The following is a 13193-nucleotide window of genomic DNA, read 5'->3' on the forward strand; positions in this document are numbered from 1 at the left end:
GCGCTGCGTGCTCCGCTGCGTCTTATTAGTGTGTGCCCTCATAGGCTTCTTCACCGTCACCAAGGCTGTCACGGTCCAGATACTTCCCTTCGCTCTCGGGTCCTTCTTTCCATTCCAGATAGGAGCGGTAGAACATGGCCATCGCCTGCAGAAAGAGCATCGCGGTGAAGGCGCAGAGCAGGATCTTGAACAGGAAGTACCCGTTGAACCCGTTGGGGCTGAACCCGATGGTTTCCACGTTCCAGCGCAGCGCCCGGGATTTCAACACCAACCGGTCCAGCGTGTCGGAGGCGGAGGGTTTCGGCACGATCAGATGCCGCCACATGAAGAACCAGCCGTACATCCAGATCAGTACCGCGACCGGCATCATGAAGAAGATGGCGCCGAACATGTCGATCACCTTCTTGGTGCGGAACTTGACCGCAGAATAGATCAGATCGACCCGCACATGGCCGCCCTGCACGAAGGTGTAGGCCATGCAGAGACAGACAACCAAGGCGTTGTAGAGTTTGAGTTCTTCGGCAAACCAGCTGATGTCGAAGCGCAGCGGAATGCCGAAGCCAAAGGAGATATCGGGCCGGGTGAAGATCCGCTGCATGAAGACGATGATGATCTGTTGCAAGACCATCAAGAGGCCCGCCCAGGCAAAGAAGCGGCCCACCGTATTGGCGAAGCCTTCGAGCACGCGGACGTAGCCCCACATGATATCGTTCCGCCACAGGCCGATTGCAAACATGATCAGGAAGGCGGTGAAAACCACAAAAAAGAATTCCACCGAACCGCCGTAGTAGACAAAGCGCATGATCGCTTCTTTGTCAGACCAGTCCAGCCAGAGGGAGGGATGCGAGACCGCGTAGAAAAAGTTGTAAACCGCCAAGCCGATATTCGTGAAAAACCACAATATCCCGTTAAAGATGACAGATAGCGAACCGCCTGCTGCGTCTACGTCATTTTCCATATGTCCCCCTCCCTTGGGGTACGCATTTTAGCGCTCCAAGGTGTCGTCCGTGTCCGGTCGTTGGAATTCTTCCTCATATGAGAGGCCATTCACCCGTGAACGGCCCCTCATGAAGCTTCGTAAGGCGTTTAGCCGTTGGCCAGAACGCGGTTACGCTGTGCCACGTAGAAACCGTCCGATTTCAGCAGCCAGTCAGAGCTTTGTGCCAGCGATTCCTCGAAGGACGCGCGGATCTTGGCAAAGAGCTCATCGTTCATATTCTCGTCCATGACTTTCTTGGACGCTGCACCGAAGGCATCCCAGACATCATCCGGGAATTGCAGCGTTTTCACGCCCTGTGCCTGCAGGCGCGCCAGCGCGGCCCCGTTGTTGGCCAGTGTTTCGGCCAGCTGGGTGTGCGTGGTGGCCATCGCCGCGTTGGCGATGATCGCCTGATGTGCGGGCGACAGGTCATTGTAGACGTCGAGGTTGACGCCACAGGCCAGCGCGGAGCCCGGCTCGTGGAAACCCGCTGTGTAGTAGACTTTCGCCACTTCCTGGAAACCGGCGCGTTCATCCGCAAAGGGGCCAACCCATTCCAGACCGTCCAGGGCACCGGACGACAGCGCCTGATAAAGCTCACCACCGGGGATGTTTTGCACAGAGGCACCCAGTTCACCCAGAACCTTGCCGCCAAGACCCGGCATCCGGAATTTCAGACCGTTGAAATCGTCCGCGGAGTTGATCTCATTGCGGAACCAGCCACCGGATTGCGAGCCGGAGTTGCCCGCGATGAAGGATTTCAGGTTGAAGATTTCGCCCAGTTCGTTGTGCAGCTCATGGCCGCCACCGTGGTGGTACCAGTTGGTCACTTCCTGCGCTGTGCCGCCAAAGGGAACAGCGGTAAAGTAGGCATAGCCCGGGTGCTGACCAATAAAGTAGTAGTCGGCGGAGTGATAGAGGTCGGCCTGACCGGAGGATACCGCGTCAAAGACTTCAAAGGCGCCAACCAGCTCGCCAGGGGCCTTTTTGTCGATGGTCAGCGTGCCATCGGACATGGCGCCAACCATTTCTTCGAAATATGTAGCCGCGTCATCAAGAACCGCGAAACCACGGGGCCAGGATGTGACCATGGTCAGGGCGCGATTGCCTTGTGCGTATGCGGGTGCTGCCAGCGTTGTGGCGGCGGCGGAACCGCCCAGTGCAGATGTCTTCAGGAATGAACGACGATCCATTTAGTTACTCCTCCCAAATATGACGCCCACGTCGCATGGATCACGCGCAGGTCGTTTCGAGTGTGGCCACACTAGCGATGCGCGCTCCAATGAAAATACCTAGTACTGCGTAGATGAGCGGCATTTACGCCATTTTGGTCATATTTTTTGGCCGGTTTTCGCGCCGAAACACCGCGCGGGGTCGGATTAGCCGCGCGTGTGTCGCGGGATCAGACTTTGATTCGCCCTGATTTCAACGTAATCAGACTGTCATGAAACGGTTTGGCGCATTTTTTCGGCCCAGTTACGCGCAAAAGCTGTCGCTGGTGGCCACGGTTCCGCTGATCGCGGCGGTGGCTGCGATTGCCGTTCTGGTGGCCTATCAGTCGCGTATGCTGGCCGAACGCGAGATCAAGGCGCTGGAGACACAGCTGCTGGAAGCCAAGAAGGTGGAGCTGGCCAATTACGTCACGCAGGCCCGCAATGGGTTCTACTTTATCTACGGCAATGCCGCCCCCGATGATCAGGACGCCCGCGATCAGGTGGCGCAGATCCTGTCGGCCATGATTTACGGGACCGAAGGCTTCTTCTTTGTCTACGACTATGATGGCACCAATCTTGTCAGCCCGCGCCAGACCGAGATGATCAACCGCAACTGGACCGGCCTTGCCGACAGCGAAGGTACCCCCATCACCGATGAGATCATTCGCATTGCCCGATCAGGCGCGGGGTATCACAGCTACCTCTGGCCAAAACCCTCCACCGGGGAGGAGGCGCGGATGATCACCTATGTCACCAGCTTTCCAAGCTGGCGGTGGGCCGTGGGCACGGGCGTGTTCATCGATGACGTGCTGGCCACCGTCGCCTCTGCCCGCGCAGATGTCGAAGAGCGGGTCCAGCAGACGTTTTTCTATATCGGTATGATCACTCTGGCCGCCCTGTTGGCGGTTTTCCTGACCGGCATGGTGCTGAACATTCGCGAGCGTCGCCTGGCCGATGCGAAACTGAAAAAACTCACCCAACGGGTGCTGGACGCCCAGGAAGAAGAACGCGGCCGCGTCGCGCGCGAATTGCACGATGGCATCAGCCAGCTGCTGGTGGGTGTGCGCTATGCGCTCGACACCGCCCGGCGCAAGCTCGACCGTGGCGATCCGACCGCCGCGGCGCCCTTGGCCAAGGGCATCGAGACCCTGGGCGAGGCCATTTCCGAGGTGCGCCGCATCAGCCGCGATCTGCGCCCCGGTGTTCTGGACGACCTTGGGCTTGGCCCGGCGGTCAAGGCGCTCACCGATGATTTCAGCGAGCGCACCGGCATGACCACGGAATTTGACACGGTTGTTTTCCGCAACCGGCTGGATGGCGAGGCCAAGATCGCGCTCTACCGCATCGCGCAGGAAGCGCTCACCAATATCGAACGTCACGCCCAGGCCAGCCACGTGCGTATCGATCTGCGCGGCCACAAGAAAGGGGCGACCCTGCGGATCGAAGACAACGGTCGCGGCATGCCCGATGACACCGTCGGCCATGGCGGCGGTCTGGGGTTGCGCAACATGCAGGAACGTGTGGAGCAGCTTGAAGGTGAGCTGATCATCGCCGCCCCGCGCGCGGGCCATGGCACGATTATCGAAGTTACCGTCCCGCTCTCGCACCTGCTGCCACCGGAACCCGAAACACCACACCAAGCCAAAGTACCCGCATGACCAACTCTCCCATCAAAGTCCTGATCGTTGATGACCACCCGATGGTCGCCGAAGGCATTCAATCCATCCTGGAAAGCTATGATGACATCACCGTTGTCGGCACCTGCAATGCGGCCCGCGAGGCCATCGAGCAGCTCGACGTGCTGGATCCGGATGTGATCCTGATGGACCTCAACATGCCCGACATGGGCGGGCTCACGGCAACCGAGATCGTGTTGGAACAGCGCCCCGGCACGCGAATCCTGGTGCTGTCGATGCATGACAGCCCTGAATACATCTCCTCCGCGCTCAGCCACGGGGCCATGGGCTATGTGCTCAAGGATGTGCCCACGGATGAAATCAAGCAGGCGATTGACGTGGTCATGTCCGGCGAACGCTATCTGTGCACCGGTGCGCGTGGGTCGCTGGAGCCGAAAGCGGCTGGCGTGCGCGAAGCACTGACCGGGCGCGAGCAGACGATCCTGCTGCAGCTGGCGCAGGGTAAGTCGAACAAAGATGTGGCGCTGGCGCTGGATATTTCCGTGCGGACAGTTGAAACCCACCGCAAGAACATCAAGCGCAAACTGGGGATTTCCAGCACCGCAGGGCTGACCCGATACGCGCTGGAACATGGCGTACTGCAGGGCACCGGCGCGCGATTTTAGCCGCCCTCGTCACGCGGTAGTCGTTGCCGTGGACCGGGCTCGCAGATTTCACCAAAACAACGCCGAATGTTCAGTCTTTTTTAAAGGCCGCTTCTTAAACCGGTCGTATGAACATGCAGCGCTCCCTTTCGGTCCCCAGCGCGTCAACCATCGACGCGCTCCCCTACCGCGACGCCATTGACCGCGTTGCGACAACGCGCGCTTTGGTCGTGCGCATTGCCCTGAATGTGAGCTTGCTGTCGGGCGGCGCGCGTGAGGCGGACCGCGAGGAACTGCTGTCGATGTTGCAGGCGCAAACGCAAAAGCTGCGCCACACGCTCGAAGTGCTGCAGGGCACAAGCACTTTTTCGGATCTGCCCGAAGAGCTCAGCCTCTGGCTGGCGCATCTGGCACAGGATCAAAACGACCATATGCGCATCATCAGACGCATGGCCGATTTGACCGATACCCTGACCGCCGCGGCCCGAAGCCCGGACGGCGCATCGGCCTCAAACCTGCAGTCCTATATCGCACTTGGACAGACAGAATTCTTTGACGCGGTGACGCGGTTGACGGACCATGTGTGGGCCCAGGTTGAGAATGGTCGAAGCCAGCAATTGGAAGTTGCCATGCAATCCGCGACACGTCTGGGTGAAGGGTTGAGCCGGCTGGAACGGATCGGCAAATACGTCCGCTCCATGTCGATCAACGCCTCGGTTGAAGCCTCGCGTGCGGGTGAAGCGGGCAAAGGACTGGCGATCATCGCGCAGGAATTCAAGGTTCTAGCCGAAGAAGTGCAGCAGCTCACCCTCTCCGCGCGTGAGGATATTGAAAGCATCGAAGCCTCCCACTAGGCCAGAATCGGGCGTTTCAGACCACGAAATTTGCGAAAATTTCGCGATGACGTATCACAGCGCAAGGAAATGGCGCAAAATTATGTCTGTGCGACAGATTTTTTGTGCACTAGGTGCTTGACGCCCCCAACCTACGCCCATAATGTCCCGCCAGCATCAAGGAGCCTCAGGCCATGGCCACGCTAGTCGTCATTGTAGGAAAAACGCGCATGGGCCGGTAACGGTAGACCATAGTCTGACCCATGCGCCCCCGCTAGAACGGGGGCTTTTTTTTGCGCAAACGGTAGAACAGGCCCGAGAACGTGGCCCGATACGGAGTTGAAAGATATGAAACGGCAGATGTCCGGAGCAAAAATGATTGTCCAAGCCTTGATCGATCAAGGTGTGGACACCGTCTTTGGCTATCCCGGGGGCGCCGTCCTACCGATCTACGATGAGATTTTTCAGCAAAACGCCATTCGCCATATTCTGGTGCGCCACGAACAGGGTGCGGTACATGCCGCCGAAGGCTATGCGCGCGCCACCGGCAAACCCGGCGTTGTGCTGGTGACCTCAGGTCCCGGGGCCACCAATGCGGTAACCGGTCTGACCGACGCGCTGATGGATTCGATCCCGATTGTGGTGCTGACCGGACAGGTGCCGACCTTCATGATCGGCTCAGATGCGTTTCAGGAGGCGGATACCGTTGGCATCACCCGGCCCTGCACCAAACACAACTGGCTGGTGAAAGAGACGGATGCCCTGCCCGGCGTGCTGCACGAGGCTTTCCATGTCGCGACGCAAGGCCGCCCCGGTCCGGTTCTGGTGGACATCCCAAAAGATGTTCAGTTCGCCACCGGTACCTATGCCGAGCCCAAGCCCTCCGTGTCCCATTATCAGCCCAAGGTCAAAGGCGATATGGAGGAGATCACCGAGCTGGTTGCCGCGATTGAAAAAGCCAAGAAACCGGTTTTCTACACGGGCGGGGGTGTGATCAATTCCGGACCCGCGGCGAGCCAGCTGTTGCGCGAATTGGTCAAATCGACCGGCTTTCCGATCACCTCGACGCTGATGGGGCTTGGGTCTTATCCGGCCTCCGGTGAAAACTGGCTGGGCATGCTGGGGATGCACGGGCTTTATCAAGCCAATATGGCGATGCATGATTGCGATCTGATGATCAACATCGGCGCGCGGTTTGATGACCGGATCACCGGGCGCATCGATGCCTTCAGCCCGAAATCGATCAAGGCGCATATCGACATCGACCCGTCGTCGATCAACAAGGTGATCAAAACGGATATTCCGATTGTGGGGGATGTCGGCCATGTGCTGGAAGACATCCTCAAGGTCTGGAAGTCCCGGGGCCGCAAGACAAATTCCGAAGCGCTGGCCAAATGGTGGCAGCAGATCGAGGAATGGAAGGCCATCGATTGTCTGAAGTTCACGCAATCCGGCAAGACCATCAAACCTCAACATGCGCTGGTGCGGCTGGAGGAACTGACCAAGAAAAACGACCGCTACATCTGTACCGAAGTGGGCCAGCACCAGATGTGGGCCGCGCAGTACCTGGGCTTTGAGGACCCAAACCGCTGGATGACCTCGGGCGGTCTGGGCACGATGGGCTATGGTTTTCCCGCATCGATCGGCGTGCAAATGGCGCACCCCGACGCGCTGGTGATCAACGTGGCCGGCGAAGCCAGCTGGCTGATGAACATGCAGGAAATGGGCACCGCGGTGCAGTATAACCTGCCGGTCAAACAGTTCATCCTCAACAACGAACGTCTGGGCATGGTGCGCCAGTGGCAGGAATTGCTGCACGGCGAGCGATATTCGCAAAGCTGGTCCGAAGCCCTGCCCGATTTCGTGAAACTGGCCGAAGCCTTTGGCGCCAAGGGTATCATCTGCTCCGATCCCGCGGACCTCGACGATGCGATCATGGAGATGATCAATTACGATGGCCCGGTGATCTTCGACTGCCTTGTGGAGAAGCATGAAAACTGTTTCCCGATGATCCCGTCGGGCAAGGCGCACAACGAAATGCTGCTGGGCGAGGCGCAGACGCAAGGCGTGATCAAAGCCGATGGCGCGGTCATGGTCTGACCGCTACCCCGGTTTCGTTCTGGCGTGGGCCCTTCCGGCCCCGCCGCTCTCTCACTCAATAAGGCTTCGAACATGTCCCCGCTCAAAATCAAAAAAGGCGCCACCAGCCATTCCGCTTATAACCTGCGTCCCACCTTTTCCGATGTGGTTGAGCGGCACACCTTGGCTGTCCTTGTCGAAAACGAACCCGGGGTTCTAGCCCGCGTCATCGGCCTCTTTTCCGGCCGCGGTTACAACATCGACAGTCTAACCGTGGCAGAGGTGGATCACACCGGGCACCTGAGCCGCATCACCATCGTCACTTCCGGCACGCCGCAGGTGATCGAACAGATCAAGGCGCAGCTGGGCCGCATCGTCACAGTACACGAGGTCCATGATCTGACGGTTGAGGGGGCAAGTGTTGAACGCGAGCTGGCCATGTTCAAGGTCAGCGGCACAGGCGACAAGCGGGTCGAAGCGCTGCGTCTGGCCGATATCTTCCGGGCGCGGGTTGTGGACAGCACGCTGGAAAGCTTCGTGTTTGAAATCACCGGCGCGCCGGACAAGATCGATGCTTTTGCAGATCTGATGCGCCCGCTTGGCCTGTCTGATGTGGCCAGAACCGGTGTGGCGGCCCTGTCACGCGGCGAATAACGCGGCTTTAGGCCCCGGAGACGCGCGGCATCTGCACTTGCGTCTCCGCCCTGCGCGGCTCAAACGGGATGATCTGAGCCGTCTGAACAGTGCTGTGGCTGGCTGCAGCACTCCGGCGCAGGGCCTCTGGCAGGCCCGCCCCTGCGCGCTCCAATACCAGACGCGGGTTGTGAACAGTTCTCATAGAGGATTGAATTTCCACGTCAAACTGGACAACATCCCCGGCATCAAAGAAAATATCTGACTGAAACAACTGTGTTTCTGAATTCAGAAAAGCCAGATCACCCTGATCTTCACACCAGATGACAGCCTTTCGGTCCGAAGCATCGCTCCATAGGACTACACCTATCATATTTTTATCCTATCCCTGGTCCTACTCGCACGCCGGTCCTACAAACATCGCGCCTCCCTATTGGTACCAATAAGTTAACGGTTCGGCACATGATAAAATCAGCACCGTACGCTTGGAATTTGTGTCGACCCGCTCTATGAATGACACAAATACGATCTACTGTTGACGCTATTTAGCATCAAAAACGGTGGTCTATCTGTAAATCATTGGCTAATTCGCGACATATTGCTTAATATGCTGCGGCAGCGACGAGGCAAAAGGACGACGATGCCTGTGACCGCCCGAACCCCAGCGCAACTGCGCAATATGTTTGGCTCCAACCTGCGAACACTCTCTGCTGATTACCCCTCAATTTCAGCGCTCTCACGGGATCTGGGGATCAACCGGACGCAGTTTAACCGCTATCTCAGCGGAGAGAGCTTCCCGCGCCCGGACGTTCTCGCAAGAATGTGCGATTTTTTTGCCGTTGATGCGCGCGTGCTTCTCGAACCCGTCGATCAGGTGGCGCGCGACACCGGTCCGATTTCCAGCGAGTATCTGCGCGACTTCATGGGCCCGGCCATTCAATCGGTTTCCGAAGACAGCCTGCCCAGCGGATTTTACCAGTTCGCACGCCGCAGCTTCGTCAAGGATGACCGGTTTGTGCGGGGTGTCGTGCTGATCAAGCGCGACGGGGACAATACATTTCTGCGCGGGTATGAACCAAAAATCGCCATGGCGATGCAGGGCATCCCTGCCACCGCACAGGCACGCGAATACCGTGGTTTCGTAATGCAGATCGAAGATGGTGTCGCCGCCACGGTGGCCCGACGCAATGGTATGACAGCTTCGTTCAACTACCTGAGCCGCGTGACATCATTTCAGAACAATTTCTGGGTCGGCTATGTCGCCCGCACCGTGCGGGAAGACACATCAGGCATGCGTATGACGCGCTTAGTCTATGAATATCTTGGGAAAAACACTGCCGAGGCGCTGTTCCGCGCGCGCAGAGCCGGGTTTTGCACGCTGGAAGAACTGATGCCCTTTCACCAAAGGCTGCTGCAACCCCACGACCCGTTCCGCTGAAAACATGCGCGCGATGGCGATGTCGCCTTGAGGAAACTCGGGTCGCTTTAAGCGCGGCATCCGTGGCGGTGTCACTTACAATATCTCCAACCTTTCTGGAGAGCTGTCATGGATCATTCACCCACCGATCTGTCGAACGTACGCCGCCCGATCGCACAAGCGCATGGTCTTCCCAACGCGCATTACACCGATGCGGCTGTTTTCGAGGAAGAGAAACATGCGCTGCTGTTTGATACATGGTCCGGCCTTGCCGTAGCAGCGGATGTGCCGGACATTGGCGATGCGGTGCCACTGAGCTTTCTGGGCATGCCCTTGCTCATGGTGCGGGACCGGCAGGGCACCCTACGCGTGTTTCAGAATATTTGCCGCCACCGCGGTATGATCCTGGTTTCGGAACCGCGGAAAATTGAAGGTGCCATTCGCTGCCCCTATCACAGCTGGTGCTATTCCACCGATGGCGAACTGGTCAGCACACCGCATGTGGGCGGCCCTGGCCAGAACAAGCACGACGGTATTGACCGCGCGCTGTTGGGTCTGATCGAAGTGCGCAGCCATATCTGGATGGGTGTGGTCTGGATCAATGTGTCGGGTACCGCGCCCGCCTTCGAGGATGCAAATGCCGAGCTGCTAAAACGCTGGGCGGAGTTTGACAAACCGATCTTTCATGGCGGTGCAGACAGCTGCTTCCAGCTGGACGTGAACTGCAATTGGAAGCTTGCCGTCGAGAATTATTGCGAAAGCTATCATCTGCCCTGGGTACATCCCGGCCTGAACAGCTATTCGCGATTGGAAGATCACTATCATATTGAAGAAAAGGGGCTTTTCGCGGGCCAAGGCACGCATGTCTACCGACAGCTCAAAGGTGAAAACGGCGACGTGTTTCCGGATTTCGAGGGGTTGAGCGATACGTGGGATACGGCGGCTGAATATATCACTGCCTTTCCCAACGTCCTGTTGGGCGTCCACCGGGACCACACATTTGCTATCATTCTGGAACCGCAGGGTCCGGAGAAGACGCGCGAACATGTGCATCTCTTCTACACCACGCCCGACACCGATGACGCCCTACGACAAAAGAACGCGCAACAGTGGAAAGAGGTTTTTGTTGAGGACGTTTTCGTCGTGGAGGGCATGCAGCGCGGGCGGCACGCAGTGTCATTTGATGGCGGTCGTTTCTCCCCCGCGATGGACGGGCCGACGCATCTTTTTCATGATTGGGTTGCCGGTCGGCTGAACGCCCGTCGTCAGATGGATCAGGCGGCGGAGTGACATCGCTGGACGCGCAACTGTTGGCAGCCCATGACGCCGGTGATCAACGCGCGCTGGTTGATCTTTATCGCGCGGCGGCGGACCGCGCGGAAGACGTCGACGCCTGCGGTTTCTATCTGACCCAGGCCTTTATCTACGCCTTGGAAGCAGGGGCGCCGGAAGCAGACGGCCTGCGCCAAAGGCTCATCGACATGGGGCGTGAACTGCCCGCCTAATCCGTGGTGGCAAGCAATCTGTAGAGATGCCAGGAGGCATGCCCCAGCAGGGGCAGCACAATCCATAGCCCCAGGAACCCTGGCAGGATCGCGGCAAAACTCAAAACTGCAATAATGGCCGCCCAGCAGATCAGCACCGCAAGCGACTGTTTGACGGCTGAAAAACTGGTGATCATGGCGGTGATGAAGTCGATCTCCCGATCCAGCAACAACGGCAGTCCGATGACCGAGATACTGTAGATCACGAAGGCGAATATCCCCCCGACAAGCGTGCCAAACCCTAGCATGGAGATGCCATTCAGCGTCAGGAACACCTCGTAAGAGCTTGAAATATTGGTCATTGTGCTCAAACCAAGAAAGAGCGCGAAAATCATGTGGCCGAGAAAAAACCAGAACATGAAGATCACCACCATCATCGTGCAAAGCGATGGCAGCTGCCGCAAACGTTGGTGCCAGATCACGCCGAATATTGCAGCTGAATTGATTGGCAGCCCTGCCTCCAACCGGCGGGAGACCTCATAAAGGCCAACAGCGGCAAATGGGCCCAGAAGCGGAAAGCCGATCGCGGCCAGAACCAGCCAGAAGGTATGTCCGGTGGCGGCGGTCACGGCGGCCATCGCCCATCCCGCGCAGATATAGAACGTAGCGAACACCAAGCCAAAAAAGGGATGCGCGCGAAAATCCTTCGCACCGCGGGCAAGCGCCGTTTTCAGATCCTCGAACCGTGCCGGGCGGAGCTCCGGCGCGCCAATCTCAAGCTCTGCGGATGCTGGTGGTGTCATGGTCCCTCCTCCGATCATGAACCCCTACATCATAGCAGGTGTTTTTTGCGGCCAGCCAGTGGCTTCGTGCCATTTCTGCGCAATCTGCAGCAAATGCCCGTCGCTTCCCGGTTTGCCGATCAGTTGCAGCCCCATGGGCAGACCGGCGCGCCCGAACCCGATGGGCACATTCACCACCGGCAACCCGATCAGGCTTGCGGGCACCACGACCTGCATCCACCGATGGTAGGTATCCATCGCGACACCTGCGACTTCGCCGGGATGCTCCAGGTCGATATCAAAGGGCCAGAGTTGCGCAGAGGGCAGCGCCAAGACATCATGGGTCTCAAAGAGCAGCGCGGCGCGGCGAAACCACGCAGACCGGGTGGCGCTGGCGTCATAGATCGTCTGTCCGGACAGTTGCCTGCCCCGCTCAATCTCCCAAAGCATCGATTGCTTGAGCTGTGCCCGTTTCCGGGGGTCGTCGTATTCGGGACGGCGGCGCATGGCGATGGAAAAGGATCGCGCGTCCGTCCAACTGGTCCACATGGCGTCCGCTGAAAACGGCGCTGCCAGCGTCTCGACCATCCATCCCATTTCCGACATTTGCGCCAGCGCCGCCTCACAGAGGCTCAGGACCTCCGGCTCGGTTGGAAAGGCCCCACCCCAATCCGCGAGCCACCCCACTCTGGGCGCTGTCGGTAGAGCGTCGATGGCAGGCAGCGTTGGTGCAATTCTGACAGGCAAGGGAACACGCGGGTCAGGCCCCGCCATGGTATCAAGCAGGCCAGAAAGATCGGCAGGCGTGCGCGCCATCGGACCCTCGGTGGCAAATTGTTCAAAGAACCCGTCGCCCTCGGGATGCGCAGGCACCACGCCCCAGGTCGGGCGCATGCCATAAACGTTGTTCCACCCCGCCGGATTGCGCAGTGATCCCATCATGTCGGAGCCGTCCGCCACGCTCACCATGCCGGTCGCCAGCGCCACGGCAGCACCGCCCGATGATCCCCCTGCAGATTTTGACAAGTTGTAAGGGTTGCGCGTGGCCCCATGGACCGGGTTGAACGTATGGCTGCCCAGTCCGAACTCCGGCGTGTTGGTCTTGCCGATGATGATCGCCCCCGCAGCCCGTATCCGGGCCACCATCAGATCATCCTCCTGGGCCATCTGACCTGCGAAAATTAGCGATCCCTTGGACGTCGGCAAACCCGCAGCATGCGCCAGATCCTTGATCGCGATGGGTATGCCGTGCAGCCAACCCCGCCGTGCGGTCTGATCCGTCTGAGCGGCCTCGCGCATCAAGGTGTCGCGATCTTTCAGCGACACAATGGCGTTGACGCCGCCGTTGACCGCATCAATGCGCGCCAGTGTTGCCGCCATAACGTCCACCGCGCTGATGTCACGTTTGGCGAGGGCTCTGGACAAATCCAGAGCGGATATTCCGTTCAACTGCATGGTTCTCTCACCGTCCGTCACCCCACCGGGACTATG

Annotated in this window: 13 protein-coding genes; 8 read left to right on the forward strand and 5 right to left on the reverse strand. The window is 58.8% G+C overall.

Annotated features, from left to right (window positions below; all coding sequences use genetic code 11):
* Positions 1 to 25: 25 nt before the first annotated feature.
* Positions 26 to 958 (reverse strand): C4-dicarboxylate ABC transporter permease, encoded by a 933-nt coding sequence (locus Q1A20_RS18770; protein ID WP_299918104.1) that lies wholly within the window; start codon positions 956 to 958, stop codon positions 26 to 28.
* A 128-nt stretch (positions 959 to 1086) separates the two neighbouring features.
* Positions 1087 to 2172: a TRAP transporter substrate-binding protein gene (locus tag Q1A20_RS18775; RefSeq protein ID WP_299409453.1), complete on the reverse strand. Its 1086-nt coding sequence runs from the start codon at positions 2170 to 2172 to the stop codon at positions 1087 to 1089.
* 251 nt (positions 2173 to 2423) lie between these two features.
* Between Q1A20_RS18775 and Q1A20_RS18780 the strand changes: the two genes are divergently transcribed.
* The 5 genes from Q1A20_RS18780 to ilvN all read left to right on the forward strand — a co-directional run bounded on the left by Q1A20_RS18780 (position 2424) and on the right by ilvN (position 8040).
* A complete protein-coding gene (locus tag Q1A20_RS18780) occupies positions 2424 to 3851 on the forward strand; it encodes a cache domain-containing protein (protein WP_299409456.1) in 1428 nt (475 codons plus the stop codon).
* Positions 3848 to 4495 (forward strand): response regulator transcription factor, encoded by a 648-nt coding sequence (locus Q1A20_RS18785; protein WP_299409459.1) that lies wholly within the window; start codon positions 3848 to 3850, stop codon positions 4493 to 4495. The genes Q1A20_RS18780 and Q1A20_RS18785 overlap by 4 nt, the downstream gene beginning before the upstream one ends.
* 113 nt (positions 4496 to 4608) lie before the next feature.
* Positions 4609 to 5328, forward strand: a complete 720-nt coding sequence (locus Q1A20_RS18790; protein WP_299409462.1) for a methyl-accepting chemotaxis protein — start codon at positions 4609 to 4611, stop codon at positions 5326 to 5328.
* A 327-nt stretch (positions 5329 to 5655) separates the two neighbouring features.
* Positions 5656 to 7407, forward strand: coding sequence for an acetolactate synthase 3 large subunit (locus Q1A20_RS18795; RefSeq protein WP_299409464.1), 1752 nt, complete (start codon positions 5656 to 5658; stop codon positions 7405 to 7407).
* Between the two features lie 72 nt (positions 7408 to 7479).
* Positions 7480 to 8040, forward strand: a complete 561-nt coding sequence (ilvN, locus tag Q1A20_RS18800; protein ID WP_298975995.1) for an acetolactate synthase small subunit — start codon at positions 7480 to 7482, stop codon at positions 8038 to 8040.
* A 7-nt stretch (positions 8041 to 8047) separates the two neighbouring features.
* On the opposite strand, the gene Q1A20_RS18805 is transcribed toward ilvN, so the two are convergent.
* Complete coding sequence (locus Q1A20_RS18805; protein ID WP_298975997.1) at positions 8048 to 8392, reverse strand: hypothetical protein; 345 nt, start codon at positions 8390 to 8392, stop codon at positions 8048 to 8050.
* Positions 8393 to 8659: 267 nt separating this feature from the next.
* Here Q1A20_RS18805 and Q1A20_RS18810 point away from each other — a divergent pair, with 267 nt between their 5' ends.
* From Q1A20_RS18810 to Q1A20_RS18820, 3 genes are all read left to right on the forward strand, one after another.
* A complete protein-coding gene (locus Q1A20_RS18810) occupies positions 8660 to 9457 on the forward strand; it encodes a helix-turn-helix transcriptional regulator (RefSeq protein WP_298975998.1) in 798 nt (265 codons plus the stop codon).
* Positions 9458 to 9565: 108 nt separating this feature from the next.
* Positions 9566 to 10726, forward strand: coding sequence for an aromatic ring-hydroxylating dioxygenase subunit alpha (locus tag Q1A20_RS18815; RefSeq protein ID WP_299409472.1), 1161 nt, complete (start codon positions 9566 to 9568; stop codon positions 10724 to 10726).
* On the forward strand, positions 10723 to 10941 hold the full coding sequence (locus Q1A20_RS18820) for a hypothetical protein (RefSeq protein WP_299409474.1): 219 nt from the start codon (positions 10723 to 10725) through the stop codon (positions 10939 to 10941). Before Q1A20_RS18815 ends, Q1A20_RS18820 begins: the two co-directional genes overlap by 4 nt.
* Here the strand turns inward: Q1A20_RS18820 and Q1A20_RS18825 are convergent.
* Positions 10938 to 11723: a DUF2189 domain-containing protein gene (locus Q1A20_RS18825; protein WP_299409477.1), complete on the reverse strand. Its 786-nt coding sequence runs from the start codon at positions 11721 to 11723 to the stop codon at positions 10938 to 10940. The genes Q1A20_RS18820 and Q1A20_RS18825 overlap by 4 nt on opposite strands.
* A gap of 24 nt (positions 11724 to 11747) precedes the next feature.
* Positions 11748 to 13157, reverse strand: a complete 1410-nt coding sequence (locus Q1A20_RS18830; RefSeq protein ID WP_299409480.1) for an amidase — start codon at positions 13155 to 13157, stop codon at positions 11748 to 11750.
* Positions 13158 to 13193: the final 36 nt, after the last annotated feature.

Source organism: uncultured Roseobacter sp., from assembly GCF_947501835.1.
In the GTDB taxonomy this organism is placed as follows: Bacteria; Pseudomonadota; Alphaproteobacteria; order Rhodobacterales; family Rhodobacteraceae; genus Roseobacter.

Excerpts from the sequence above, each read along its gene's own strand:
- Q1A20_RS18805 (WP_298975997.1), bottom strand. The coding sequence starts at position 8,392 with ATGATAGGTGTAGTCCTATGGAGCGATGCTTCGGACCGAAAGGCTGTC.
- Q1A20_RS18810 (WP_298975998.1), top strand. The coding sequence starts at position 8,660 with ATGCCTGTGACCGCCCGAACCCCAGCGCAACTGCGCAATATGTTTGGC.
- Q1A20_RS18795 (WP_299409464.1), top strand. The coding sequence starts at position 5,656 with ATGAAACGGCAGATGTCCGGAGCAAAAATGATTGTCCAAGCCTTGATC.
- Q1A20_RS18830 (WP_299409480.1), bottom strand. The coding sequence starts at position 13,157 with ATGCAGTTGAACGGAATATCCGCTCTGGATTTGTCCAGAGCCCTCGCC.
- Q1A20_RS18770 (WP_299918104.1), bottom strand. The coding sequence starts at position 958 with ATGGAAAATGACGTAGACGCAGCAGGCGGTTCGCTATCTGTCATCTTT.
- Q1A20_RS18815 (WP_299409472.1), top strand. The coding sequence starts at position 9,566 with ATGGATCATTCACCCACCGATCTGTCGAACGTACGCCGCCCGATCGCA.
- Q1A20_RS18825 (WP_299409477.1), bottom strand. The coding sequence starts at position 11,723 with ATGACACCACCAGCATCCGCAGAGCTTGAGATTGGCGCGCCGGAGCTC.
- Q1A20_RS18780 (WP_299409456.1), top strand. The coding sequence starts at position 2,424 with ATGAAACGGTTTGGCGCATTTTTTCGGCCCAGTTACGCGCAAAAGCTG.
- Q1A20_RS18785 (WP_299409459.1), top strand. The coding sequence starts at position 3,848 with ATGACCAACTCTCCCATCAAAGTCCTGATCGTTGATGACCACCCGATG.
- Q1A20_RS18790 (WP_299409462.1), top strand. The coding sequence starts at position 4,609 with ATGCAGCGCTCCCTTTCGGTCCCCAGCGCGTCAACCATCGACGCGCTC.
- ilvN (WP_298975995.1), top strand. The coding sequence starts at position 7,480 with ATGTCCCCGCTCAAAATCAAAAAAGGCGCCACCAGCCATTCCGCTTAT.
- Q1A20_RS18775 (WP_299409453.1), bottom strand. The coding sequence starts at position 2,172 with ATGGATCGTCGTTCATTCCTGAAGACATCTGCACTGGGCGGTTCCGCC.